This window comes from Ruegeria sp. HKCCD6426 (assembly GCF_057221115.1).
Map to the genome: position 1 here is coordinate 257,237 of NZ_JBWVBF010000004.1, position 26,755 is coordinate 283,991.

Genomic DNA, 26,755 nt, shown 5'->3' on the forward strand with positions numbered 1-26,755 from the left:
TGATCTTCTCCGTGTCACGAATTGGCCCATCACCTTTGTTACGCAGTTGTTTATTAACCTGAGTATGATGAAGCCCAGTGCCTCTGATCAATTCTCTCAACATCGCATACTTTCTCTGAAACCGATAAACATCTTTGTAGGGATAGCGTATCGGGGCGCCAAGTTGGCTTGTTCGAGGTAAGGGCATCAACAATGGCTCCCCCCTCTCCTTCGATCAGTCGCTTTATGGCGACTCGACTGATCTTCAACACTTGTGCAAGTTCACCTCGGCCCAGCCGAGTATCCGGATCTGAAATTTTTCTGATGATCCCTCCAAGGTCGATGAAAATAGCAGAAACCCCGGATGCTTGCTTCTCAACCTTTGGCGATCTCGAAGCCTAAACGCCCGGCAAAGCCCCTACAGTCAGACGTCAGTCTTCTCAGAGAGGGGGCCACCCCACCCCTCCCGCGAAAACGACAATCATTTTAGAAGTGCAGGCTGCCTGTTCGACAGGCTGCGACTCAGGCCACTCCGGACCTGTCTGTCCCTCGAACTGACCTGCTACGGATTTTAGTAATGACGATACCGTACGCAATTAAGCGTTCCCAGCCAATTGTTCCAGTTCATCTCCGCGAGGTGCGAATTCCGAGAGGTTCCAGAGGATATCATCCCAATTCTGTTTGCTACGAGGAATGAGCGACAAACCATGCCGTTACCACTCGTCAGTCAAGACACGCACCTCGTCGACGATGCCAGAGCTTTTGACCTGCCTCGCGAGTTTTCGTGTCTCAACTACGAACTTGTGTTGTCGAATTCGCTTTTCTGGTTTCACGATCAATACTGAAGTCGTGCCGCTATGCATACCGATGAGCAAATCAATGAAGTGAATGCGAAGCCGTCCAACATCATGCCAATCAAATCGAACCTGCTCTCTGGGTTCCTGCACATAAGGATCGGCATCCAGGACGACCGCCCATTTGTATTCAAGATCGGTTTCAATGACGACAACCCGTTGAACATCTCCGCGCGAGGCAACGACGTGGCCCGAAGTGTGTACCACTAGACAAAACTGGCGGTATTCGTTCTGCCGATGAGGGTGCAGGCATGCCTACGCCGATTGCTGGAAATGCCCAGCACAATCCTTTGAGGTAGTTGTGGCACGGTATGAGATTAGATTGAATGACCAAATTAAGGTGTCGTTCTCTGCAACAATGAAGGAAAGTTGCCCTTTCAAGGGGGTTGTTCTTGTGTTTATCGTCCAGATGCGTGCAGCCTACAGGCAGTTCGATAAAAGTAAGAGTGGAACACTTTTGTCTGCCATGGGCGGGAAGTGTGTGTTCACTGCAAGTTCAAAACAACTTCGCTGTGGTAACAAAACCGGACACTCAATACGCTTGAGATCCAGTTGCTCTAATACGCCACGGCAATTAGTCTCTGCGTTTCGGCAGACTTCCAAAATTTGGATGTTCCGGGCGATGACTTGCATTTCTTAGTTGCCTAAGAATTCGAAGCCAGACTTGTTGTTCCTCTAATAACGCGCTCTAACTCGCAGCAGATTCTAAAGGGCTTTGCATCGTCTGACGTAATGTAGTCGGTGAACTTTTCGCCAGCGAGTTTGCCGATGGTTTCTGCAGGGATGCGAATTGTAGTTAGCCCCGGTTCAACATCCGCGGATCCTTTGAAATCTCCGATCCCGATGATGGACAGGTCATCGGGAACTTTCAAACCAAGGTTTTGGGCCGCAAACAATGCGCCCTGCGCAATGACGTCATTCCCGCAAAGTAGAGCCGTGGGACGAGAGCGTTCAGTCAAAAGAGACATGGCTGCTTGCTTGGCTTGAGACACACTATATGGGGCTTCCGATTCATGCTCACTCGGAACGGAAATACCCATTTCGTTTAGCGCATCATGTACGGCAGAAAGCCGATTTTGCGCTCGGTCATTACCGGTGGTTTTAGGAAAGATCAGCCCGATGTCGCGGTGCCCCAAGGCCAGCAGATGTTCTGCCGCAAGACGCCCGGCCAACCGGTTGTCTGCCCCAACACACGGAAGGGCGGAATCCTCCGAATAATTCCAAATTGCAAGCGCCGGTACTTTCTGCTGTTCGATCAGCCGGGCGGTGGCTTCGGAATGCTCCAATCCGACCAGCGCCACTCCGTCCACACGATGCTCCAGCAGCTTGCGAACCATCGCGTATTCCCGATTGAGGTCATAACCATGTGATGCCAGTAACAGACTGAACCCGGCATTATCGATGGAATCCGAAAAAGCCTGAATGACTTCGGCAAAAATGGCGTGGTTTATCGTTGGCACCACTAGACCGATGGTGCCTGATCGTTTGCCATGCATCGTCTGTGCCGCCCGGTTTCGGATGTATCCAAGTCTCTGAACCGCCCTGTTGATCTTTTTTCGAGTCGCTGGGTTCACCAGATCTGGGTGGTTGAAGGTGCGAGAGACTGTGGACGGTGAAACTTTTGCGGCCTTTGCGACCGCGACAATATCCACCTTACCCTTTTGAAAATTAGCCATAATATTCTTCCGCATGGTCGAATTTATGAAAACATTTGCAATACTATTTTCATGGCCTAACCTGATTTGTCAACAAAAGTAAAAGTGTGAACTGATGGGGTGGGAGGCCCTGAATGGAATTCATTTATTACTTCGGAGACGTATTCACACCGCTATCGTTTCTACTGCTGTTGGGTGGCACGATTGGAGGGCTAATCCTTGGTGCAACCCCGGGGCTGTCACCTACCATGGCAGTTGCCCTGCTGATACCGTTTACCTTCCAACTTGAGGCGGCGCAGGGACTGATCCTGTTGGGGGCGGCCTATACCTCGACTGTTGCCGGCGGCGCGGTTAGTGCCATTTTGCTCAAGATCCCCGGTGCACCAGCCAATATCGCAACGACATTGGATGGGCACACTATGGCCAAGCAGGGCCAGGGAGCGCGGGCGTTGCAGCTGTCTTTTCTGGCCTCGGCCGTGGGTGGCATCTTTGGTGTGCTCCTGTTGATTTTTCTGACCCCTGTACTGGCCAAATGGGCATTGGCTTTCGGCCCTTCGCACCTGTTCTGGCTGGCCATTCTGGGGGTGACGGTGATCGGTACACTGGATTCTGCCTCGGTGGTCAAAGGCCTGCTCTCTGGCTGTATCGGGTTGTGGCTGGCCACCATCGGGTTTGACGACATCATGGGCGCGCAACGGTTCATCTTTCATCCCGCTTTGGGCGGAGGCATCAACATCATTGCTGCGCTGATTGGTTTGTTTGCAATCCCTCAGGTTCTGACGATGTTTGCAAAAGGTCGCCACAACACCGGCGCCGAAGTCATCGAAGTGCAACGCCATTCGATACTGGCTGCGGTTCGAGAACTATTTGCCCGCACCCGCGCGTTGAGTATCGGCACATTGACCGGTTCGATCATAGGTCTGATCCCGGGTGTTGGTGGACAGATCGCAGGTTTGGTTGCCTATGACCAATCCAAGAAATTCTCATCCGAAAAGGACAGGTTCGGCACAGGTCATTCCGAAGGCGTGATCGCTGCGGAATCCGCCAATAATGCGATGGTCGGACCTTCACTGGTACCATTATTGACCCTATCGATCCCCGGCAGCCCTACTGCCGCGGTCCTGTTAGGTGGATTGCTGATCCATGGAATTTTCCCGGGCTCGGACCTGTTCGACAACCATCCTGATGTCGCTTGGACCTTCATCAACTCGATGCTGATCGGGCAGGTTTTAATGTGCATCTTCGGCCTCTATGTGGCGGGTCTTGCGGCCCGTGTGGCTCAGGTTCCGCAATCGGTTATGGCGGCCATCGTACTGGCGCTGTCAGTCTTCGGAGCTTATTCGGTTCAGGGGTCAATGGGTGATGTCTATGTCATGGCGTGCCTCGGCATCGGCATGTTCTTCCTGGAACGCTTTGGCTTCTCAGCCGCACCGTTGGTGTTGGGGTTGATCCTTGGACCAATCGCCGAGGCCAACTTCATTCAGGGTGGGATGATTGCGGACGCGACCGAAGGCAAGGCGGCTTATTTCCTGACCGGTGGATTGAACCTGCTGCTGATCGCTGTGGTGCTGGCATCGGTCGCATACTCGGTCTGGATGGAATTGCGTCATCGTCGCTACACCACCAAAGAGGAGGCGCAGGCATGAACCGCTCGCAGCATGTTTTTGGGTCTGGTCTGGTATTTGCGGTTGGTCTTTGGGTGACCTGGGTCAGCTTTACTCAGCAACCGGCCGAGGCGTTCCTGTTCCCGCGCCTGATCGCATCGGTCTTTGTGGTTCTGGCCGGATGGACATTCGGCAAGGCGGTGATGGGATTGTCCAAGGTCGGGAACGGTGTGACACGCTCGATGTTCATCAACATGCTGCCGGGTCTGATCGTAACGCTAATCTACGTTTTCTGGGGAGCCAAAACCCTGGGGTTCTACACTGCGACGGCAATCGCTTTCTTCACTCTGCTGTCAATTTACGATCCGGCTCCTCATTCCGAATCCAAAACTTGGATCAAGCGCGGCATCATCACAGCGGTTTTCATAGCGGTGATGTACGGGCTCTTTGGCATGCTTCTGAACGTCTACACGCCAAAGGAAATACTGTTCTGACCGCACAGGATGCGGGTGAACTAATTTAGGGAGGAAACACAAATGAAACGAATGATTGCAGGGGCCGCTTTGGCCCTAATGAGTCTAACAGGCGCGGCGGTGGCCGAGGAATACCCCGAACGACCGATCATGATGATGGTCAGCTACGGCGCCGGTGGAGCAACTGATTTTCAGGCGCGGATTGTCACGATGACCTCGGGGAACGAGGATGCGCTGGGGATGCCCATTGCCATCATCAACAAACCTGGTGCGGGCGGGCGCGTTGGCTGGAACTGGTTTGCAACCCAGGCTGACCCGGATGGCTATACGCTGGCGGCCTATAACGTTCCGCATTTCATCGCCCAGTCGATCAAGGGCGGTGTGGAGTACTCGGCAGACAGTTTTGAACCCATTGCAAACTGGGGTGCAGATCCGGCAGTTTTCGTTGTTGGTGCGGACAGCCCGTTTAATTCTATGGACGATGTCGTCTCTTATTCTAAGGAAAATCCCGGCAAGCTGACTGTATCCGGAGCGGGACTTTTTGTGGGCCACCACATTGCCGCCCTTCAGATCGATAAGGCAGCGGGAACCAAGATGGCCTACATCCCGACTAAAGGCGGCGGGGCTGCAGCCATGAAAGCGGTTATTGCCGGTGAAGTCATGGGCGGTATCAACAACCTTTCGGATGCATTCCGTGCGCAAGAGGCAGGCAACGTAAAAATCCTGGGAGTTGCTGATCTGGAGCGCAACGCCTTCCTGCCGGATGTGCCTACGATGATGGAACAGGGGCTGGATGTCGACAATTCTTCGGTCAATTTCCGAGGCGTGATGGTGCCCAAGGGAACACCTCCTGAGGTGATAGAGAAACTGGCGGCCGCGGTCCCGGAAATGTTTGCCAACGATCGTGTAGCCAAAAAGATGCAGGCAGGCGGTTCGCCTATGCACATCATGACACGAGACGAAGTGATCGAGATGTGGGCGCAGCGTCAACAAACGCTGAATGAGTTATTGGCTGGCCTCTGATCCGGCCGAACCTTGCGGGGCGGAGTGGGTCCGCCCCGAACAAACAATCGAGGACCAAGATGAACGCTCAGGACGGGATTTCCCCCGAAATCGCTGAAGTAGACAGTATTGTAGCACGAGCGCGTACGGCCCAGGCAGCTTTCGAAACCGGTGGCAGTCAGGCGCTTTATGACAAAGCGGCACTTGCAGTGGGATGGGCCATCATGGAACCAGCACGCAATCGGTCGCTGGCCGAGACTGCTGTTGAAACCACTGGTCTTGGCAATGTGCCCGACAAGATCACTAAGAACCATCGCAAGACACTCGGTCTGCTGCGAGATATCGCTGACGCGAAAACCCACGGCATCATTAGTGACGATCCTATTACTGGTATTACCGAGATTGCGCGCTCTGTCGGTGTGATCGGCGCGGTTGTGCCGTCTACCAACCCGGCCGCGACGCCCGCGAACAACATCATCAATGCGCTAAAGGGCGGCAACTCCATTGTGGTGGCGCCCTCCCCCAAGGGCGTGGCATCCTGCGAGATGCTGATTGGGTACATTCACACAGAATTCGACAAGCTGGGATTGGATCGCGATCTGGTTCAGATGATCCCGGCGCCGGGTTCAAAGGCCAAGACACAGCGACTAATGGAAACTGTCGATCGGGTGATATGCACCGGAAGTCAAAACAACGTCCAACGTGCACAATCCTGTGGTACGCCAGCGGTCGCAGTTGGCGCTGGCAATGTCACAGTGATTGTGGACGAGACTGCCGATCTGCTTGCCGCCGCAGCCAAGATCACTGCATCAAAGTGTTTCGACAACGCAACGTCCTGTTCTTCTGAGAATGCGGTGATCGTGGTGGACGCAGTTTATGACGCCTTCGTCGCCGCAATGGCTGCCGAGGGCGGTGCATTGGTTCCGTCTTCCGGTGCAAGTGACATCGTCGCGCGGCTTTGGCCCGATGGTCATCTTAACCGTTCGGCCATAGCGCAGGACGCCGACAAGATGCTCGAAGCCCTGGGAATGACGGGTAAAGTACAAGAGGGGACCAAGTTTCTGGCGGTGGAAACCGACGGGATAGGCCCGGATCATCCTTTGTCCGGCGAAAAACTCAGCAGGGTATTGGCGCTCTACCGCGCAGCAGATTTTGACGAGGCCAAGGCTATTGCCACTCGCATTCTGGCACATCAGGGGGCCGGGCATTCGGTCGGCATCCATACTGATGACGACACGCGCGCAGTTAAGTTGGGACACGAGATGCCCACTTGTCGGGTCATTGTAAACCAGGCGCATACCTTTGCCACCGGCGGCAGTTTCACCAATGGAATGCCGTTTTCGCTCTCGATGGGGTGCGGCAGTTGGGGTGGGAATTCCATCGACACCAACCTGCATTGGCGGCATTTCGTCCAGACCACCAAGATAGTGCGTGAAATACCTCTGCGTGAACCTGGGCTGGAGGAGATTTTCGGCGACTATTGGTCGGAGGTTGGACAATGATGGAACCGCCCGAAGGAACCGTCCGCGACTGGTTGAACCAAAGAGCAAGTCAGGGCGGAATCGGGTTTGTTTTCCCCGACGGAGAACCGGATCTGAGCTGGGGTGAATTGCGCGAAACAGCCCACAGCATCGCAGTCATGTTAACCGGTATGGGTGTGGCAAAAGGGGAAAGCATAGCCATCCTCTACCCCAATAGCCGTGAAGCACTTGAGGTCCTTTTCGGTGTTCTCTACGGAGGATTCCGGGCAACAATGATTAACCTCGTCGCTGGCGACAACGCCGTATCCTATGCGCTGAAACACAGCGGCTCACGCTATGGCTTTGTGCATCCCGGACAAACGGATTTGTTCGAACGAACTGCTGATCCTGCCGAGATCACCTCGTTGCAAGTTGCAGATGCCAAGGATGCTGTTGGCGGTCTACATGACGTCACGCCCGGCGACCACGCGCTTTTAATGTATACATCGGGGACGACCGGTCGCCCAAAAGGCGTTGTCCACACTCATTCCAGCCTGCTGGCAGGTGGTTGGACGACAACTGTTGCTCATGAACTGACCGAGGCTGATCGCGGGTTTTGCGTTTTGCCGATCTACCATATCAACGGGCTGTGCGTGACAGTCATGGGAACATTGGTATCGGGCGGTTCGTTGGCGATGTGTGAACGGTTTTCTGCCAGCCGGTTCTGGGACAATCTGGGGAAGGTCGAGGCAACCTGGTTTTCAGTCGTGCCAACCATAATTTCCCACTTGCTGCACTCCGACACCGGACCGGATATCCAAACCCGACAACGTGTTCGTTTCGGTCGATCCGCTTCTTCGGCTTTGGCACCGGACGTGCAGCGCGCGTTTGAAGATTGGTTCGAAATCCCAATCGTGGAAACTATGGGTCTTACCGAGACCGCCGCGCAAATTCTGTCTAACCCATTGCCTCCGGGTGTCCGCAAGATTGGATCTCCGGGCATCGCTTACGGAAATGAGGCGGCAATTTTTGACGCGAGCCTTCGACATATTGCGCACGGAACGGAAGGCGAATTAGTCATACGTGGACCGAATGTGATGCTGGAGTACTTAAAAGACCCGGATGCCACTGCAGGTACATTTACTTCCGATGGCTGGTTGCGAACCGGTGATTTGGCGCGCATGGACAAGGATGGTTACGTTTTTGTCACTGGACGGTTGAAGGAACTAATCATCAAGGGCGGTGAAAACATTGCACCACGTGAGATCGACGAAGCGCTTTATTCTCACCCCGATGTAGTTGAAGCCGCGGCTTTTGCACGCCCCTGCGACAGCTATGGCGAAACCGTCGAGGCGGCCGTAAGAATTCGCGAAGGATCTGAATTGACGCCGCAAGACCTGTCGAAGATTTGCCAAACCCAATTAGGTCGCTTCAAGTCTCCCGATGAAGTTCATATCTTGCCGGATCTGCCAAAAGGGCCATCGGGAAAAATTCAAAGAAACAGAATACTTGAGATCGTTAATGGGAAGACTGGTAACGCAAAGAGGTGATAATCTGTGACACTGCTTGTTAGAAATCCAAGTGTTTGTGTTGGCGTAGCCGCACTGCAGCACTAACGGGTGACCTAATGTCCGGTTCGGGCCGCCCGTGAAAGCAGCCCGGAGGCATTAGATTTCAATAGCTTCCGCTACGGTTAAGGCGCCCTCAAGCTCAACGCCGAGATACCGAACTGTGCTGTTCATCTTAGTATGGCTGAGCAAGAGTTGTATTACGCGCAGATTGCCCGTCTTCTTGTAAATCTGGGTGACCTTAGTTCTCCGCATTGAATGTGTGCCGTAAGCGCTCGCCTCCAACCCAATGGACGTCACCCAATCACATACGATCCGTGCGTACTGGCGGGTAGAGATATGCAGGCGCTCATGAAACCGCCCAGGCCACAGGTATTCTGAACCGATCATGAGTTTGTCTTCCATCCACTTCTCGACGGAGGCGCGCGTCCCTTCAGATATTTCGAAGCGCACGGGTTTCTGCGTTTTGCTCTGCAACACCATCGCCTGTTCCTTGATCTGACCAGAGGCCATTACGTCGGCGACTTTCATCTTCACCAAATCGCAGCCGCGTACCTTGCTGTCGATTGCCATGTTGAACAGCGCGAGATCACGGTGGTTTTCGGCCAGTTCAAGTCGAACTCGGATCGCCCAGACGTGCTTTGGTATTAGTGGCCGCTTCTGACCGATGATACGTCCCTTGTTTCAAACTGGACGAAGCGCGCGAATGGCAGGCAAGTTTGGTGTTTCCATCACTGATCCTACGATCCGCCATGCCCTCCCACAACGACAACGACAACGACCTTCAATACATTCCAAATTCAACGACAATGCCACCGCCTCGTACAGCGGTGGCAAGGTTTAGATGGCCAAAGTTGCAGCTTGAGCTCGATAAATTGCAAACCGATCCTGATTTTCACATCAACAAAAAATTACATAGAATTTCATCCATCACATTTGGAATGCCCACAGCTTCGACATGTCATGCAACCTTCGATCATGACCATGTCAAATTGCCCGCAGGACGGACAGGCTTTGCCGCGTGGCGCATCCATGTTTACCACCTGCGCCTGAGGGTCGGATTTCAGCCCCATGCCTTCACCCTCCAAAAACCCGATCGCAATCATGTGCTGCTCGATCACTCCGCCGATCGCAGCCAGGATGGACGGGATGTACTTGCCCTTGACCCAGGCGCCGCCGCGCGGGTCGAACACTGCCTTCAGTTCCTCGACGACAAAGGAAACATCCCCACCACGACGGAACACGGCCGAGATCATTCTGGTCAGCGCAAGCGTCCAGGCATAGTGCTCCATGTTTTTGGAGTTGATGAAAACTTCAAACGGTCGCCGACGCCCGCTGATGACGATATCGTTGATGGTCAAATAAATCGCATGCTCGCTGTCTGGCCACTTCAGCTTGTATGTCGATCCCTCCAGTGACTGAGGGCGGTCCAGCGGTTCCGACATATAGATAACGTCGCCACCTTCGACTTCATGCGGGGCGTCGGCACTTTCGCCCGGAACCTTTTCCGAACTTTCAGAAACTGTCAGAACCGAACCGGTCACATCGTTTGGACGATAGGTTGTGCACCCTTTGCAGCCTTGATCCCAAGCCTGCATGTAAACATCCTTGAACGCATCAAAACTAATGTCTTCAGGGCAGTTGATCGTCTTTGAAATCGAGCTGTCGATCCATTTCTGCGCCGCTGCCTGCATCTTGACGTGATCGGACGGGGACAAGGTCTGTGCGTTGGCGAAAAAGTCAGGCAACTCCTTATCACCGAACTTGTCGCGCCACATTTGAACAGCGTAGTCCACCACCTCTTCTTCGGTGCGCGATCCATCTTTTTGCAGAACCTTGCGCGTGTAAGCATAAGCAAAAACAGGTTCGATCCCTGATGAGACGTTTCCGGCGTACAACGAAATCGTGCCGGTCGGTGCAATCGACGTCAGCAGCGCGTTACGTATACCGTTTTCCCTGATTGCATCACGCACGTCCTCATCCATTTGCTGCATTGTGCCACTGGCCAGGTACTTCTCGGCGTCGAACAACGGGAAAGCCCCCTTCTCGCGTGCCAAATCCACCGACGCCAGATATGCGGCGCGAGCGATTGCCTGCAACCAAAGCTCGGTCTGACGCGCCGCCTCGTCGGATCCATAGCGCAGGCCCAACATCAGCAATGCATCTGCCAAGCCTGTTACCCCCAAACCGATACGGCGCTTGGCCTGCGCCTCGGCAGCCTGTTCCGGCAATGGAAATTTCGAAGCATCAACCACGTTGTCCATCATCCGGACAGCGGTAGAGACCAGCTCCTGCATCGCTGCTTCATCCAGATGAGCACCGTTCTCAAACGGTTCAGTCACTAACCGCGCCAAATTGATCGAACCAAGCAGGCAGGCGCCATAAGGCGGTAACGGCTGTTCGCCGCAAGGGTTCGTAGCCGCGATGGTTTCGACATAGCTCAGGTTATTGGCCTTGTTGATCCGGTCGATAAAGATCACGCCCGGCTCCGCATAATCATAGGTCGCCTGCATGATCTTGTTCCACAGATCACGCGCCTGAACGGTGTGATAGACCTTGTCGCCGAACACTAGTTCCCATGAGCCATCTGCCTTGACCGCTTCCATGAAGGCATCTGTCACCAGCACCGACATGTTGAACATGCGCAAGCGGGCAGGGTCGGATTTGGCGGTGATGAACTGCTCGATATCTGGGTGATCACACCGCATCGTGGCCATCATTGCGCCGCGGCGCGAGCCCGCTGACATTATCGTGCGGCACATCGCGTCCCAGACATCCATGAAGCTGAGCGGCCCAGAAGCATCCGCGGCCACCCCATGCACATCCGCGCCACGTGGGCGGATCGTCGAGAAATCGTAACCGATCCCCCCACCCTGCTGCATAGTCAGCGCGGCCTCTTTCAGCATGTCAAATATGCCGCCCATGCTGTCGGGAACCGTCCCCATGACGAAGCAATTGAACAGGGTCACCTGCCGGGCAGTGCCGGCACCCGCGGTGATGCGACCAGCCGGAAGGTATTTAAAGTCCTCCAGCGCCTCGAAGAACTTTTCTTCCCAATGTGCAGGGTCCTTTTCAACTCGCGCCAGATCGCGCGCAATACGCCGCCAGCTGTCCTCAACAGTCTTGTCTATGGGCGTACCATCCGCTTGTTTGAAACGGTACTTCATGTCCCAGATCTGCTCGGCGATGGGGGCGGCAAAGCGGCTCATTGGTGATTCCTATTTAGCAAAGAGGAATCCAAGATAGACTAAATGTGCCGACAAATGCCACAACAACTTGATGCCTTTTCCCGTTGCTCTACAATATAAAGCAAGACCTCGGGACGACTCTGTGGGAAAACTGTGGATAAATTCGTAAACCTCATAAAACTATCCGTCGGCTCTGAAAGCGTCGATACGCTGATCGCGTGGCAGGACAGCCGAAAGCCGCTGTACGAGGACGGCTTACCACGCCATGTCACCCGCATGTGGCCCAAGCGCGAGGCCGAGATTCTGAACGGTGGGTCAATCTATTGGGTAATCAAAGGCGTCGTTCAATGCCGTCAGCGCATCCTGCGACTGGACGAGGTCCGGGGAGAAGACGGTATCCGTCGCTGCGCCATTGTTCTGGATCCCGAAGTGCATCGCACTCAGAACGCCCTGAAACGCCCTTTTCAGGGTTGGCGTTACCTTAAACCCGAAGATACCCCGGCCGACCTGCCGAAAGGGCGTGAACAAGACGATGCCCTGCCCGAAGACTTGAATCGGGCACTGGCGGATATCGGCGTGCTTTAATTATCCCAATTGATCCAATAGCCCGGACAAAACTGATTTATTTTCAGCGTCATATTTCGCCACGCGGCTACGCCAAAGAGTGGCCTGAGATTGCAGGATCAGCCCATCAGACAGGATTTTCAGGTGGTTTGCCCGCAAGGTTTCACCAGTTGATGTGATATCCGCAATCGCCTCGGCGGTCTCGTTCATCACGGTGCCTTCAGTCGCGCCCTGGCTATCAACCAGTGTATAGTCAGCCACACCTGCGTCGGTCAGGAATTCCCGCACCAGCCTATGGTATTTGGTCGCAATCCTAAGCCGATGGCCATGCGTTTTGCGGAACGCAGCCGCCGCCGCGTCCAGATCGTCCAGCGTGTCCACGTCCACCCAGCAGGCGGGTGTTGCGATGATCAGATCGGCTTTGCCGAACCCCAGTTGTGAGATCTCTTCTACCTGCTGTTCCCAGCGCGGCAACTTTTCTTGCACCAGATCAACGCCAGTGACGCCCAAATGGATACGGCCAGCGGCCAGTTCCCGCGGGATTTCTCCTGCGGAAAGCAGGATCAGGGAAACCCCATCGATTCCTTCGACCTTACCGGCATATTCCCGATCCGATCCGCTGCGTGACAGAGAAACGCCGCGCTTTTCGAACCACGAGAAGGTCTTCTCCATCAACCGGCCCTTGGATGGTACGCCCAGTTTCAGGCTCATTGCATCGCCTCCTCGATCTCGAGCATCAGATCCGGGCGAATGACGCCTCCAACGGCCGGAATCTCCGCTCCGTTCCCCAATTGCCGCGTCAGCGCGTCATAACGCCCGCCAGTGGCAATGGGCGGCAAATCGGGCCGACCCTCAGCATAAAAGCCAAAAACGAAACCGTCGTAATATTCCATCGACGTGCGCCCATAGGCGGCCTCAAAATCCAACCGTTCCACGTTAACGCCGCGTGCTTGCAGAGACGCAATCCGCGCCTCAAGGCGATCCAGTGCTGGAGTGATCTGCGGAAGGTCCACCGCAACATCGCGCAATTGTTCCAGCGCGAAGGGCATGGTTTCCCTCACATTCAGAAGTGTTTCCAGCCCAGCCAACTCGCTGTCAGAAACCGGAGGCGTGTCGCGGTCTTCGCACAAGGCTTCGATGCGCGCAGCAATCTCCGGCGCTCGGCGTTTACCGATAATAGGAAATTCAAAAGCCATCGGATCGGCTGCATCAAGCAAGGCGTCACGTCCTTCCGGGGCGGGCTTTCGACCGGCAAATCGATCCAGCAACACACGGAACCGGCGCGGGCGCCACAGGTGCCGCATCAATGCCGCCTTCCGCCGATCCGTCGTGCGCAACCCCTCAACAGCGGCTGTCAAGATGCCGATATCGCCAGTCGCGGCACGCAGGGGCAAGCCGCGCAATTGCAGAGCGAAAAGAGAAAACACCTCGGCATCAGCCCCGGCGGGATCATCGCGGTCAAAGACCTCGTACCCCACCTGAATATACTCGTTGGCACGATCCGGGTCGTGCTCTTGCCGCCGGAAGACTTCGCCGGAGTAGGTGTAACGCGCAGGCTCTGCGCCTTCGCTCATATGCATTTGCACTACGGGCAGCGTGAAATCCGGTCGGAGCATCTGCTCACCGCGCAAGGCGTCAGAGGTCACATATGCGCGGGCTCGGATATCCTCGCCATAAAGGTCCAGCAAAGTTTCAGCCGGTTGTAGCAGCGGTGGGTCCACGACCAACGCCCCGGCGGCCTCGAACCGGACACGCATCATCGCGGCGCGCGTCTGTATCTGGGAACGGTTGGCCATGGGTCAGTCCTGACTGTCCAGAATTTCACGTACTTTGGCGACCAGATCACCGCGCGGTACTTCGAACTGGCTGGGGCGCTCTTTCCATTCCTCAAGCGTGGCACTTTCGGCGATCTTGGCGCCGAGGATCAGGTCCTTGATCTGCACGATGCCGTTAGCCTTTTCATCACCGCCCTCGATCACAGCGATAGGAGAGTTGCGCTTGTCCGCATATTTCAACTGGTTGCCGAAATTTTTGGGATTTCCCAGATAAACCTCAGCCCGGATACCTGCATTGCGCAATTCAGCCACCATTGTCTGATAATCGGCCATCCGATCCCGATCCATAACGGTGACAACCACAGGGCCCTTGGCCCTGGCACTGATCCGACCCTTTTCGCGCAGCGCCGCCAGAAGGCGGTCAACTCCAATGGATATACCCGTGGCAGGAACTTCCTGCCCCGTGAACCGCCTGACCAGATCGTCATAGCGCCCACCGCCCGAGACCGACCCGAATTGGCGCTTACGGCCTTTCTCGTCGAAAATCTCAAAGGTCAGTTCAGCTTCATAAACCGGCCCGGTGTAGTAGCCCAAACCGCGCACGACCGAAGGGTCGATCTCGATCCTGTCGGCACCATAGCCGCCCGCATCCAGCAAGGCGCCGATCTGTTCCAGCTCGGCGATACCATCCGCACCCATCATGCTGTCGCCCACGGCGGCCCGCAGATTAGCCAGCGTCCCGGCAGTGTCGGTGGCCTTGGATGTCAGAAAGGCAATCACCGGCTCGGCTTGATCGTCACTGAGGCCAACGCCGTCAATGAACGCCCCCGATGCATCCAGACGACCCTGGGTCAGCAACTCTCGCACGCCCTGCTCCCCCACCTTGTCGAACTTGTCGATGGTGCGCAGAACGTTATCGCGGGCCGCCGCGTCTTCGCCCAGACCCATCGCCTCGAGCACGCCATTCAGAACCTTGCGGTTGTTAACGCGCACCAGATAGTCACCGCGCGGAATACCAACGGTCTCCAACGTGTCCGATAGCATTGCGCAGATCTCGGCATCGGCCGTCATCGAGGCCGTCCCCACAGTATCCGCATCACACTGATAAAATTGGCGATACCGACCCGGACCAGGCTTTTCGTTGCGCCAAACCGGACCCATCGCATAGCGGCGATAGGGTGTCGGCAGATCGTTGCGGTGCTGCGCATAGACGCGCGCCAAAGGCGCGGTCAGATCGTAGCGCAGGGCCATCCAGTCGCCATTGTCGTTCTCATCGAATTCCTGCCATGCGAACACGCCTTCGTTCGGGCGGTCGACGTCGGGCAGGAACTTGCCCAACGCCTCGACGGTTTCGACCGCGCTGCTTTCCAGTGCGTCAAAACCGTAGCGATGATAGACGCCAGCAATGGTCCGCAGCATCTCGGTGCGCTGCGTGACTTCCGAGCCGAAATAGTCACGGAACCCTTTCGGCGTGACTGCCTTGGGGCGGGGCTGTTTCTTGGGCTTGGCCATTTGGGGCGTCCTTGGGATTTTCCTGTTCCGCGCGCGGTCTATCCCATGGCCCGGATCGGGGCAAGCCAACCCTCTGCCGCAGGCGTTCTTTCTCTGGCCTTGGAGACAGCAGGCCGCTATGACCGGCTCAGAGACAGGAGCGTCCCATGCAGCATCTGGAAGAACAGATCGCCCATTTGACCCGCACGGTCGAAGAGCTGAACACAGTCGTCACTCGGCAACAGGACGAAATCGACCGCCTGACCCGTCGGGTTGAAATGCTGTTACAGCGCGAAGCTGAGCGCGCACAGGAAGGATCCGGCGGCGTTATCTTGGGAGACGAACGCCCGCCTCACTATTGAGATCCTACAAACCCAAAGTCGATTTTACGGCATCATCAACGACACCGCCAAGCAACGCATTCTCGTCCCCCGCGCAACCCTCAGTCAGAGCGGCCAAAAATGTCTCACGCAGTTTGGCCTTATCCTCATCAGACGACGCGTAGTCCTCGATATTGATCTGTCGGTTATAGAGCGAAAGGGCCGTCATCTTGCTGACCACGTCCAGAACGTATTCGTCGCTCCCATCGGCCTCTTCAATGACGGAGGCACAGGTATGGTACATCATCGGCAGGGCTTCTTGCGCCATCTGTTTTGCTGCCTCGTCAGCCTGCACCAGGACCGGAACAGAAATAAGAGCGGCGGTCATTATCTGAATAGCGAAAATACGCATCTCATACCCCTCCGATTACTTTGAATTCGCGCCGATGAGCGCGCCAACGACCGCCCCTGCAGCGGCCCCTTTGCCATCACCAACCAGAGCGCCGACCCCCGCACCGATCAACGCGCCCTTTACCGCTTTTTTCTCTTTGTCATCCGCCAACCCCGCTGTGGCCGAGATCAAAGCCAGCGACGTTGTTGCGGCAAATGCAACTGTTCTTAATCCAATTCCTGAAATCGTCATGTGGATGCCCTCCCATGGCATGACCTGAGCAATTACCTTTGGGGTAAGCCTAACGAGGCGCCAATGTACTGGCAACAAAACGGTGGGCGTTAGATCTCCTCGACTGACATGACTCCGTCCAACGATTTAATTGCGCCCTTGATCTGTGGGTTGATCGGGAAATCCTGACCTAACTCCATTTCAACTTCTCCGGGCAAGCCAGGGTCCATCAGGCACAGCTGAATCGGACCCTTCGAAGCGTTTTTGGCCGCGCTGGCCGCGTCCTCAAGCACTTTTGCCACTGTCGGCAAAACCTGCGGTTCTTCCACAAAAATCTTGAGCCCGGTTGCACCGGATTCGGCTACTACGGCGTCAACCGGACCGACGGAGCGGCCGAGCAGTTTCAGCTGGTCCGCCTCCATCGTCGCCTCGGCGGTCAGGACAACCTGCGCGCCGGTCTCCAGAAACTCACGCGACTTTTCCAAAGTATCCGAGAACAGCGTGACTTCGTAAGCGCCGGTCGGATCGGAAAGCTGAGCAAAGGCAAAGCGGTTACCCTTTGCCGATTTCCTCTCTTGTCTCCCGGAAACCACCCCTGCCATTTTGGCAAGCATCATCCCTTTGTGCCTGACATGCTCGATGACCTGATCCAGAGTCATGACGTCACGCCGCTTTAGCGCCGGCATGTAGTCGTCCAGAGGGTGACCCGACAAGTAAAAGCCGATGGCCTTAAATTCTTCGCTCAACCGCTCCGCCGGCAGCCAGTCCGGCGACTGCGACAGGCGCGGCTCGGGCAGGTCGTCGCCAGCCTCACCGAACAAGGACACCTGGTTCGAGTTCTTCTGTTCATGGATTGCCGCCGAGTATTGCACAAGCGGATCAAGGCTTTCGAATACACGACGGCGGTTCTTGTCGAGCTGATCAAAAGCCCCGGCCCGCGCCAGCATTTCCAGAGGGCGCTTGCCCACTTTCTTCAGGTCGACGCGGCGGGCAAAATCGAACAGGTTCACAAATGGCTTTTCCGCGCGCCCTTCGACCACAAGGTTCATCGCTTCGGCGCCTACATTCTTGAGCGCGCCCAGCGCATAGACCAAGTGCCCCTCGACCACGTCGAAAGTCGCCAGCGAGCGGTTCACGCAGGGCGGCACGTAGGGAAGTTCCAGGCCTTTACGGACTTCCTCGAAATAGACAGCCAGCTTGTCGGTCAGGTGGATATCGCAGTTCATGACGCCCGCCATGAACTCAACCGGGTGGTTCGCCTTCAGCCAGCCGGTCTGGTAACTGACCACCGCATAAGCAGCTGCGTGTGATTTGTTGAAGCCATAGTTCGCGAATTTTTCGAGCAGGTCGAAGACCTCAGACGCCTTCTTGGCATCCACTCCATTTTCGCCCGCGCCCTTTTCGAATTTCGGGCGTTCGGCGTCCATCGCCTCTTTGATCTTCTTACCCATCGCACGGCGCAGCAGGTCGGCACCGCCAAGGCTATACCCTGCCATGACCTGCGCGATCTGCATCACCTGTTCCTGATAAACGATGATGCCCTGGGTTTCTTCAAGGATATGGTCGATTAGAGGATGTACGGACTCGATTTTCCGCAGCCCGTTCTTGACCTCGCAATAGGTTGGAATGTTCTCCATCGGACCGGGGCGGTACAACGCCACAAGAGCAACAATGTCCTCGATACACGTGGGTTTCATACGCTTGAGCGCGTCCATCATGCCCGAGGATTCCACCTGGAACACTGCGACTGTTTTAGCAGCAGAATAGAGTTTATACGTCGCTTCGTCGTCCAGAGGGATTGCGTTGATCTGGTTCTCGGCCCCCTCGGCCGGTTCATAGAGTTCCGTGCCATCAGCGGTGACGTGCAGCGGGCGCCCGGACTTAAAGATCAGATCCATAGCGTTTTGGATCACGGTCAGGGTTTTCAGACCCAGAAAGTCGAACTTCACCAGCCCGGCTTGCTCCACCCACTTCATGTTGAACTGGGTTGCAGGCATATCCGAGCGCGGATCCTGATAAAGCGGTACCAGCGCATCCAGCGGGCGGTCTCCAATCACAACCCCCGCTGCGTGCGTCGAAGCGTTCCGCAGCAGACCCTCGACCTGCTGGCCGTATGTTAGCAGACGATCCACAACCTCTTCGTTGCGGGCTTCTTCGCGCAGGCGCGGTTCGTCTTTCAACGCTTTTTCGATGGATACGGGTTTGACGCCTTCGACGGGGATCATCTTGGACAGCCGGTCCACCTGCCCGTAAGGCATTTGCAGAACTCGTCCGATGTCACGCACGGCCGCCTTCGACAAGAGCGCACCAAAGGTGATGATCTGCCCCACTTTGTCGCGGCCGTATTTCTGCTGCACATAGCGGATTACTTCTTCCCGACGGTCCATGCAGAAGTCGATATCGAAGTCTGGCATCGAAACCCTTTCGGGGTTCAGGAAGCGTTCGAACAGAAGGCTGTAGCGCAATGGATCAAGGTCGGTGATCGTCAGCGCATAAGCAACCAGCGAGCCCGCACCCGAGCCCCGACCCGGCCCCACAGGAATATCCTGATCTTTGGACCATTGGATAAAGTCCGCAACGATCAGGAAGTAGCCCGGGAAACCCATCCCTTCGATAATGTCGAGCTCGAAATCCAGCCGCTCTTGATACTCCTCGGGCGTCACAGCATGCGGGATCACCGCCAGACGCTTCTGCAGTCCTTCATTCGCAATGCGGCGCAGTTCGGCGACCTCATCATCAGCGAATTTTGGCAGGATCGGGTCGCGACGATAGGCCATGAACGCACAGCGTTTGGCAATCTCGACGGTGTTCTCGATGGCCTCGGGCAGATCGGCGAACAGAGTCACCATCTCTTGCTGAGACTTGAAATAATGCTGTGCGGTCAGACGACGGCGGCCGTCTTGCTGGTCGACATAGGCGCCTTCAGAGATACAGATCAGCGCATCATGCGCCTCGTACATATCCGAGGTCGGGAAATAGACGTCGTTGGTGGCAACCAGTGGCAGGTTCTTGGCATAGGCCATCTCGACATGACCACGTTCAGTCAGCCGTTCGGCTTCGGGCTGGCCACCCTCACCCGGATGGCGTTGCAATTCGATATACAGGCGATCCGGGAACATCGCCGCCAGCCTATCTATTAAAACCTCTGCCGCCGGACGCTGACCTTGCTGTAAAAGCCGTCCCACCGGGCCATCGGGCCCACCGGACAGGCAGATCAGGCCATCTGATCGGTCCGCCAACTCCTCCAGCGTCACTTGCGGCAGTTGTCCGCCCTTGTCCACATAGAGGCAAGAGCTGAGCTTCATCAGGTTTTCATACCCGACCTCAGATTGTGCCAGCAACACCAGCGGCGCGGGCGCTTTTGGCTTTTCACCCGGTTGCGCCTGCACGTAAGTCAAGTCGACCTGGCACCCCATGATCGGCTGCACGCCCGCCCCGCTAGCGGTGACCGAAAACTCGAGCGCCGAAAACATACTGTTTGTGTCGGTCACAGCGACGGCCGGCATCTCCATCTGCTCGCAAATAGCCGGCAGCTTTTTCAGGCGCACGGCACCTTCCAGCAGCGAATATTCGGTGTGAACGCGGAGGTGAATGAATCGGGGAATACTGCTCATGACCGGCAGGCTACCTCAGCCAGCGACCACGCAAAAGCCGGAACCTGAGCCACGAACTGTCAAAATAATCGACGGCGATTATTCGGTTTTTTCAGAAGGTGCTTCGGGTGGGAAGTTCTTCGCCAAACAGAAAACACTTTAGTTTCAAAACACTGAGCAATACAGTTGGTTAAATAATTCACGCCGTTTGGCGGTATTGGTGCATCGCAGGGGCAGTTTTTCTTGCCAGACAACCTGCGCTGTTTCTAACATCTTACGGCAAGCTACCAGCCCGCTACTCTTTCTACGTCGCATCGAAGGAGAGCACCGAAGGGCACAACCGGGTAAGGCGACGGGTTTCTCGTATGAATATCACGTTTCTTCTGAACGGAGAGACAGTGGAGCTGGCGGATGTCGATCCGACAGCGACCCTGCTGGACTGGCTGCGCGAGGACCGCGGCCTGACCGGCACCAAAGAAGGCTGCAACGAGGGCGATTGCGGTGCCTGCACCGTGATGGTGACGGATGAAGGCGGCCACAAAGCGCTGAATTCCTGCATCCTGTTCCTGCCCCAATTGCACGGCAAGGCGGTGCGTACGGTCGAAGGTGCCTGTGGTCCGAATGGTGAAGCGCATCCCGCTCAACAGGCCATGGTCGACCTGCATGGTTCGCAATGCGGTTTCTGCACTCCCGGTTTCGTGATGTCGATAGTGGCAAGCCACGCCACTGGCGCAACAGATCACGACACTCAGCTTGCCGGCAATCTTTGCCGCTGCACGGGCTATGCACCGATCATTCGCGCGGCGGAAGCCGTTGAAAAACACCCTGTTCCGGTCTGGGTTCGGGACAAGCCTGTAGCGACGCGGGCGGCCTCACCCATGTTGCCGGAATCCTCAGACGAATTGGCCGCCGTTTTTGCCGAGCACCCGGATGCCACACTGGTAGCAGGAGCAACCGACGTAGGTTTGTGGGTCACCAAGCAACTGCGGAATTTGGACCCGGTCATTTTCCTGAACCGCTGTGACGATCTGAAGGAAATTGACATCACAGATGACGAAGTCCGCTTCGGTGCCATGGTCGACATGAACCGCATGGGTGCGGCGCTAGCCGACCTGCATCCTTCCTACGCCGAGATGATCCGCCGCTATGCCAGCGTTCAGGTCCGCCACGCGGCCACCGTTGGTGGGAACATCGCCAATGGCTCGCCTATCGGAGACAATCCGCCCGCGCTGATTGCTCTGGATGCAACGCTGCACCTCCGCAAGGGAGATGCACGTCGTTCGGTTTCGCTGGAAGAGTTCTTCATCGACTACGGCAAGCAAGATCGCACCCCGGGCGAATTTGTCGAAGCCGTCAGCTTCCCGCGTCAGGTCGACCGTCTGAAAACCTATAAACTCAGCAAGCGCTTCGATCAGGATATCTCGGCCGTGTGCGGGTGTTTCAACATCACCGTTTCGAACGGCATCGTCACGCAGGCACGCATCGCCTTTGGCGGAATGGCTGGAATTCCGAAACGAGCCTCTAACGTCGAGGCCGCTTTGGCCGGCAAGCCATGGACACACGAAACCATTCGGGCCGCGATCCCTGCTTTTGCTGACGATTTCACCCCGATGACGGACATGCGCGCCTCGGCCACGTATCGGCTGGAAACGGCCAAGGCGATGCTCGAACGATACTTCCTCGAAGATCAGGGCGAGGTAACTAACGTGCTGGAGGTGACAGCATGAGCGTGACAAAACCACTCCCGCACGACGCCGCGCCGCTGCATGTCTCTGGTACTGCACGTTATGTGGACGACATCCCGACGCCCAAAGGATCGCTGCATCTGGCTTTTGGCCAAAGCCCGATCGCCAAGGGTAAGATCACGGCGATGGATCTGTCGGCTGTAAAAGCCGCCGAAGGGGTCGTCATGGTGATGACCGCCGAGGACCTGCCCTTTGCCAATGACGTCTCTCCGTCCATCCATGACGAGCCTTTGCTGTCGGATGGTACGGTCAACTATATTGGCCAGCCCGTCTTCCTTGTGGTCGCAACAAGCCATCTTGCGGCGCGTAAAGCGGCACGTTTGGACAAGATCGATTATGCCGAAGAAACTCCGATCCTGACAGTCGAGGATGCCTTGGCAGCGGACAGCCGGTTCGAAGAAGGCCCCCGAATTTATGCCAAAGGGAATGCGGACGCCGCCATTGGCGGGTCTGCTCATGTGATTGAGGGCGGTTTCGAACTTGGCGGGCAGGAGCACTTCTATCTGGAAGGACAGGCCGCTTTGGCCGTGCCAAATGAAGGCGCGGATATGCTGGTGCATAGCTCGACCCAGCACCCGACCGAGATTCAGCACAAAGTTGCGGACGCATTGGGCGTTCCAATGCACGCCGTTCGGGTTGAAACGCGCCGCATGGGCGGCGGATTTGGCGGCAAGGAAAGTCAGGGCAATGCTCTGGCCGTTGCCTGTGCCGTCGCGGCTCGTGCAACCGGCAAGGCCTGCAAAATGCGCTATGACCGTGACGATGACATGATCATCACCGGCAAGCGCCATGCGTTTCGCATTTCGTACAAAGCCGGATTTGATGAGTACGGGCATATTCAGGGCGTTTCCTTCCTGCAATACGCGATCTGCGGCTGGGCGCAGGACCTATCCCTGCCCGTGGCTGACCGCGCGATGTTGCATTCGGATAACGCCTATCTGCTACCGAATGCCCGGATCGAAAGCCACCGGCTGAAGACCAACACCCAATCTGCCACCGCCTATCGCGGCTTTGGCGGGCCTCAGGGCATGGTCGCCATTGAGCGAGTGATGGATCACGCCGCGCACGTGATGGGTTTGGATCCGGTCGAACTGCGTCGCCGGAACTACTATGACCCAGCACATGTGCCAACCATGGAACCCACGCACCTAGCGACCCGTCCCTTGGGCCATGTCGACCCGCACGAGGATCTGACAAGTTTGGGTGCAGTGGAGCAGGTAAAGACTGCGCCACCTGTTCGGCCGGTGCCAGAAGGCGGCAATACAACGCCCTACGGCATGGAAGTCACTGATTTCGAACTGCATGAGATGACAGAGGCGTTGCTGAAATCCAGCGATTATGCCTCCCGTAAGGCAGCGATCGAGAAGTGGAACGCCAAGAATTCCGTTATCAAGAAAGGCATCGCCTTCTCTCCGGTCAAGTTCGGCATTTCATTCACGCTGACCCATCTGAACCAGGCGGGGGCGCTGGTGCACGTGTATCAGGACGGCTCGGTTCACCTGAACCACGGTGGCACGGAAATGGGCCAGGGACTGTTCCAGAAAGTCGCGCAAGTTGCTGCGTCCCGCTTTGGCATTCCGTTAGAGATGGTTAAGATCACGGCGACGGACACAGCCAAGGTGCCCAACACGTCTGCTACGGCGGCGTCTTCGGGCAGTGACCTGAATGGTATGGCGGTCAAGGCTGCCTGTGACACGATCCGCGACCGGATGGCGGATTATCTGGCAGAACGGCATCAGGCTGATCCATCAACGGTCACATTTGCGGATGGTCAGGTCACGGTCGGCGAAGAGACCTATCCCTTCGCCGAAGCCGCCGCGTTGACTTATCAGGGCCGTGTGAGCTTGTCGGCGACCGGGTTCTACAAGACCCCCAAGATCGAATGGGACCGGATCAAAGGTCGCGGCCGACCGTTCTTCTACTTCGCTTATGGTGCATCTATCACCGAAGTTGCTGTTGATACGCTGACCGGAGAAAACCGAATTCTGCGCACAGATATCCTGCATGACGCAGGTGCCTCGCTGAACCCGGCACTGGATGTCGGTCAGGTTGAGGGCGGGTATGTGCAAGGCGCAGGCTGGCTGACAACCGAGGAACTGGTCTGGGATGGCAAGGGCAACCTGCGCACGCATGCGCCGTCGACCTACAAGATCCCGGCCTGTTCCGACCGGCCCGACGTTTTCAACGTGGCTTTGTGGGATGGCGCGAACCGTGAGGACACGATCTATCGCTCCAAGGCGGTAGGAGAGCCGCCGTTCATGCTGGGCATATCCGCCTGGCTGGCGCTGTCGAACGCGGTGGCGGCCTGCGGAGACAGCTATCCCGCATTGGACGCACCGGCCACGGCGGAAGAAGTCTGGCACGGCGTCCAAAGAGTTAAGGAAGGTACCTAATGGGATTTGATCGGGAAGCATTGAGGGAGGCGGTCAAAACCCACGGAAAAGTGGTCCGGGTGGTCATTGCCGGGATCAAAGGTTCGTCACCCCGCGAAGTTGGTGCAGCTATGCTTGTTTGGGAGGACGGGCAATCAGGCACTATCGGTGGCGGAACGCTGGAGTTTCAGGCCGCCGAGGCAGCGCGGTCTCAGACCAAGTCGTCCCGCCTGACGCAACATGCGCTTGGCCCCGACTTGGGACAATGCTGCGGAGGTGCGGTAACACTGTTCAGTGAAATCTATGATCGCGACACCGTAAACAAGTTGGACGACACACTGATCGCTCGCCCGACCTCAGGTGGCGAAATGCCCCTTTCGGTCAAACGCCTGCAGACGCAGGCCCGTGGTCAGGGCGTTCAGCCGGACACACAACTGATCGACAGCTGGATGGTAGAGCCGGTGCATAAACCGGAGCGCAACTTGTGGATTTGGGGCGCAGGTCACGTAGGCCGTGCTCTGGTCGATGTCCTGTCACCACTGCCCGATCTGGCGATCACTTGGGTCGATACCGGACCAGAACGGTTCCCCGAAACGGTACCGAGCGGTGTCACCGTCGCGCCAGCGGCGAAACCAGCCGAGCTGGTGCGCTATGCGCCACGCGATGCCGAACACCTTGTGCTGACATATTCACACAATCTGGATCTGGAACTGTGCAACAGGCTGCTTTTGCACGATTTCCGCTTTGCGGGCTTGATCGGCTCGGCTACCAAATGGGCGCGATTCCGGTCGCGGCTGGCCACCCTCGGGCACCCGCCCGAACGGATAACCCGGATCACTTGCCCGATTGGCGATCCGTCACTGGGCAAACACCCGCAGATGATCGCCGTCGGCGTCGCAGCGCAAATCCTGCGCCCTGCCCGGCAGAACGACTTGAAGAAGGACCTGAGCGCGTGACCACTCCATTATTGAGTTTGCAAGGGCTGACCAAAGCCTATCCCGGCGTCGTGGCCAATGATCAGGTGTCCTTTGACATCGGTGAAGGCGAAGTTCATGCCCTGCTGGGCGAGAACGGCGCGGGAAAATCCACGCTGGTGAAAATGATCTACGGGCTGGTGAAACCCGACAGCGGCACGATGCTGCTGCGCGGACAGACTTTTGCACCACCTGAACCCCGTGCTGCGCGGGCGGATGGGATCGCAATGGTGTTCCAACACTTCTCGCTGTTCGACGCGCTGAACGTGGCCGAGAACATCGCACTTGGTATGGAGAAACCACCAGCCATGGGTGATCTGGCTTCTCGAATTCGGGAGGTTTCCGAGACATACGGCCTGCCCCTTGATCCTTACCGCACGGTCGGCGACCTGTCTGCCGGAGAACGCCAGCGGGTCGAGATTATTCGCTGTCTTCTACAGGATCCCAAACTGCTGATCATGGATGAGCCGACCTCGGTTCTGACACCACAAGAGGTGGATATCCTCTTTGAAACGCTGAACAAGTTGCGATCCGAGGGCACTTCGATCCTCTATATCTCGCACAAGCTGGAAGAAATCCGCACGCTTTGTGATCACGCCACAATCCTGCGCTTGGGCAAGAACGTGGGCGAGTGTGTTCCAAACGAAACCTCTGCGCGTGATATGGCCGAAATGATGGTGGGCTCGACTCTGCAAACACCGGAACGCTCGGGGCGTGAGTTTGGCGAGGTTGCACTGGACGTAAGTGGCCTGTCTGTTCCGTCACCATCGGAATTCGGCACCGCTCTGAAAAACGTCCATATGACAGTGCGCAAGGGCGAAGTACTGGGCATCGGCGGCGTTGCTGGCAATGGACAGGATGAGCTGCTGGGCGTTTTGTCCGGTGAAATTCCGACCGCTGCGGACGCGATCAAGTTCAACGGTCAGAAGATTGGCAAACTAGGCCCGACTGCGCGCCGCAGCCTGGGTGTACTGACGGCACCCGAAGAACGGCTGGGCCACGCGGCTGCACCGGATATGAGCTTGACCGAGAACGCATTGCTTACCGGTTCGGTACGCGAAGGCCTTGAGAACAACGGGTTCCTGAAATGGGCCGAAACGCAGAGCTTTGCCGAGAGGATCATTGAAGACTTTGATGTCCGCACGCCGGGCCCCGAGAACGCGGCACGATCATTGTCGGGAGGGAACCTGCAGAAATTCGTGATTGGCCGTGAAGTTCTACAAAACCCCGACGTGCTGGTGGTGAACCAGCCGACTTGGGGCGTCGACGCTGCCGCTGCTGCTTCGATCCGTCAGGCAATTCTGGATCTGGCGGCCAAAGGCACGGCAGTTGTTTGCATCAGCCAGGATCTGGATGAACTGATGGAAATATCGGACAGCTTCGCCGCCCTGAACGAAGGACGGCTGAGCGCGCCGCGCACAACAACAGGTCTGACGGTCGACGAAATCGGCCTGATGATGGGCGGAGCACATGGCATGGAGGTGGCCCATGTGTAAGCCAGTGACAAGACTCAAAA

General features: G+C 56.6%; 21 protein-coding genes. 11 read left to right on the top strand and 10 right to left on the bottom strand.

Annotated elements, in window-relative coordinates; all coding sequences use genetic code 11:
* Positions 1 to 692 precede the first annotated feature (692 nt).
* Entirely contained in the window at positions 693 to 1,040 is a 348-nt protein-coding gene (locus AC2TDA_RS14105) for a hypothetical protein (protein ID WP_480876909.1), read from the bottom strand.
* Positions 1,041 to 1,477: 437 nt separating this feature from the next.
* Positions 1,478 to 2,509: a LacI family DNA-binding transcriptional regulator gene (locus AC2TDA_RS14110; RefSeq protein WP_480876912.1), complete on the bottom strand. Its 1,032-nt coding sequence runs from the start codon at positions 2,507 to 2,509 to the stop codon at positions 1,478 to 1,480.
* A gap of 113 nt (positions 2,510 to 2,622) precedes the next feature.
* On the opposite strand from AC2TDA_RS14110, the gene AC2TDA_RS14115 reads away from it, so the two are divergent.
* From AC2TDA_RS14115 to AC2TDA_RS14135, 5 genes are read left to right on the top strand one after another with little or no spacing between them, the layout of a single operon-like run.
* Positions 2,623 to 4,134, top strand: a complete 1,512-nt coding sequence (locus AC2TDA_RS14115) for a tripartite tricarboxylate transporter permease (protein ID WP_480876914.1) — start codon at positions 2,623 to 2,625, stop codon at positions 4,132 to 4,134.
* Positions 4,131 to 4,586 (top strand): tripartite tricarboxylate transporter TctB family protein, encoded by a 456-nt coding sequence (locus AC2TDA_RS14120; protein WP_480876917.1) that lies wholly within the window; start codon positions 4,131 to 4,133, stop codon positions 4,584 to 4,586. Before AC2TDA_RS14115 ends, AC2TDA_RS14120 begins: the two co-directional genes overlap by 4 nt.
* A 42-nt stretch (positions 4,587 to 4,628) precedes the next feature.
* Positions 4,629 to 5,588 carry a Bug family tripartite tricarboxylate transporter substrate binding protein gene (locus AC2TDA_RS14125; RefSeq protein WP_480848713.1) on the top strand — a complete coding sequence of 320 codons (960 nt, stop codon included), beginning with the start codon at positions 4,629 to 4,631 and terminating at the stop codon, positions 5,586 to 5,588.
* A gap of 59 nt (positions 5,589 to 5,647) precedes the next feature.
* A complete protein-coding gene (gene sauS, locus AC2TDA_RS14130) occupies positions 5,648 to 7,069 on the top strand; it encodes an acylating sulfoacetaldehyde dehydrogenase (RefSeq protein WP_480876920.1) in 1,422 nt (473 codons plus the stop codon).
* Positions 7,066 to 8,577 (top strand): AMP-binding protein, encoded by a 1,512-nt coding sequence (locus AC2TDA_RS14135; RefSeq protein ID WP_480876923.1) that lies wholly within the window; start codon positions 7,066 to 7,068, stop codon positions 8,575 to 8,577. The genes sauS and AC2TDA_RS14135 overlap by 4 nt, the downstream gene beginning before the upstream one ends.
* Positions 8,578 to 8,694: 117 nt before the next feature.
* Here AC2TDA_RS14135 and AC2TDA_RS14140 read toward each other — a convergent pair whose 3' ends face one another.
* Entirely contained in the window at positions 8,695 to 9,267 is a 573-nt protein-coding gene (locus AC2TDA_RS14140) for a tyrosine-type recombinase/integrase (protein WP_480878079.1), read from the bottom strand.
* A 251-nt stretch (positions 9,268 to 9,518) separates the two neighbouring features.
* Complete coding sequence (locus AC2TDA_RS14145; RefSeq protein WP_480876926.1) at positions 9,519 to 11,804, bottom strand: adenosylcobalamin-dependent ribonucleoside-diphosphate reductase; 2,286 nt, start codon at positions 11,802 to 11,804, stop codon at positions 9,519 to 9,521.
* 132 nt (positions 11,805 to 11,936) lie between these two features.
* Here AC2TDA_RS14145 and AC2TDA_RS14150 point away from each other — a divergent pair, with 132 nt between their 5' ends.
* Positions 11,937 to 12,368 carry a DUF1489 family protein gene (locus AC2TDA_RS14150; protein ID WP_480876929.1) on the top strand — a complete coding sequence of 144 codons (432 nt, stop codon included), beginning with the start codon at positions 11,937 to 11,939 and terminating at the stop codon, positions 12,366 to 12,368.
* On the opposite strand, the gene hisG is transcribed toward AC2TDA_RS14150, so the two are convergent.
* The 3 genes from hisG to hisS are packed head-to-tail and all read right to left on the bottom strand — an operon-like array spanning position 12,369 to position 15,634.
* Positions 12,369 to 13,058, bottom strand: a complete 690-nt coding sequence (gene hisG / locus AC2TDA_RS14155; protein ID WP_480876932.1) for an ATP phosphoribosyltransferase — start codon at positions 13,056 to 13,058, stop codon at positions 12,369 to 12,371.
* Positions 13,055 to 14,143 (bottom strand): ATP phosphoribosyltransferase regulatory subunit, encoded by a 1,089-nt coding sequence (locus tag AC2TDA_RS14160; RefSeq protein WP_480876934.1) that lies wholly within the window; start codon positions 14,141 to 14,143, stop codon positions 13,055 to 13,057. The genes hisG and AC2TDA_RS14160 overlap by 4 nt, the downstream gene beginning before the upstream one ends.
* A 3-nt stretch (positions 14,144 to 14,146) precedes the next feature.
* A complete protein-coding gene (gene hisS / locus AC2TDA_RS14165; protein WP_480876937.1) occupies positions 14,147 to 15,634 on the bottom strand; it encodes a histidine--tRNA ligase in 1,488 nt (495 codons plus the stop codon).
* 146 nt (positions 15,635 to 15,780) lie between these two features.
* On the opposite strand from hisS, the gene AC2TDA_RS14170 reads away from it, so the two are divergent.
* Positions 15,781 to 15,975: a SlyX family protein gene (locus AC2TDA_RS14170; protein ID WP_480849077.1), complete on the top strand. Its 195-nt coding sequence runs from the start codon at positions 15,781 to 15,783 to the stop codon at positions 15,973 to 15,975.
* Positions 15,976 to 15,979: 4 nt separating this feature from the next.
* Here the strand turns inward: AC2TDA_RS14170 and AC2TDA_RS14175 are convergent, their stop codons facing one another.
* The 3 genes from AC2TDA_RS14175 to dnaE all read right to left on the bottom strand — a co-directional run bounded on the left by AC2TDA_RS14175 (position 15,980) and on the right by dnaE (position 20,169).
* Complete coding sequence (locus tag AC2TDA_RS14175; RefSeq protein ID WP_480876940.1) at positions 15,980 to 16,345, bottom strand: hypothetical protein; 366 nt, start codon at positions 16,343 to 16,345, stop codon at positions 15,980 to 15,982.
* A gap of 15 nt (positions 16,346 to 16,360) precedes the next feature.
* Complete coding sequence (locus tag AC2TDA_RS14180) at positions 16,361 to 16,576, bottom strand: YMGG-like glycine zipper-containing protein (RefSeq protein WP_480849079.1); 216 nt, start codon at positions 16,574 to 16,576, stop codon at positions 16,361 to 16,363.
* Positions 16,577 to 16,665: 89 nt separating this feature from the next.
* Positions 16,666 to 20,169, bottom strand: coding sequence for a DNA polymerase III subunit alpha (gene dnaE / locus AC2TDA_RS14185; protein WP_480876943.1), 3,504 nt, complete (start codon positions 20,167 to 20,169; stop codon positions 16,666 to 16,668).
* A 344-nt stretch (positions 20,170 to 20,513) separates the two neighbouring features.
* On the opposite strand from dnaE, the gene xdhA reads away from it, so the two are divergent.
* Genes xdhA through AC2TDA_RS14205 form a run of 4 tightly spaced genes read left to right on the top strand, consistent with a single transcriptional unit; the run spans position 20,514 to position 26,735 of the window.
* Positions 20,514 to 21,875, top strand: a complete 1,362-nt coding sequence (gene xdhA / locus AC2TDA_RS14190) for a xanthine dehydrogenase small subunit (RefSeq protein ID WP_480876944.1) — start codon at positions 20,514 to 20,516, stop codon at positions 21,873 to 21,875.
* On the top strand, positions 21,872 to 24,286 hold the full coding sequence (gene xdhB / locus AC2TDA_RS14195; RefSeq protein ID WP_480876947.1) for a xanthine dehydrogenase molybdopterin binding subunit: 2,415 nt from the start codon (positions 21,872 to 21,874) through the stop codon (positions 24,284 to 24,286). Before xdhA ends, xdhB begins: the two co-directional genes overlap by 4 nt.
* Complete coding sequence (gene xdhC / locus AC2TDA_RS14200; RefSeq protein WP_480876950.1) at positions 24,286 to 25,221, top strand: xanthine dehydrogenase accessory protein XdhC; 936 nt, start codon at positions 24,286 to 24,288, stop codon at positions 25,219 to 25,221. The genes xdhB and xdhC overlap by 1 nt, the downstream gene beginning before the upstream one ends.
* Positions 25,218 to 26,735, top strand: a complete 1,518-nt coding sequence (locus AC2TDA_RS14205; protein ID WP_480876953.1) for an ABC transporter ATP-binding protein — start codon at positions 25,218 to 25,220, stop codon at positions 26,733 to 26,735. The genes xdhC and AC2TDA_RS14205 overlap by 4 nt, the downstream gene beginning before the upstream one ends.
* The last annotated feature ends 20 nt before the right edge of the window (positions 26,736 to 26,755 follow it).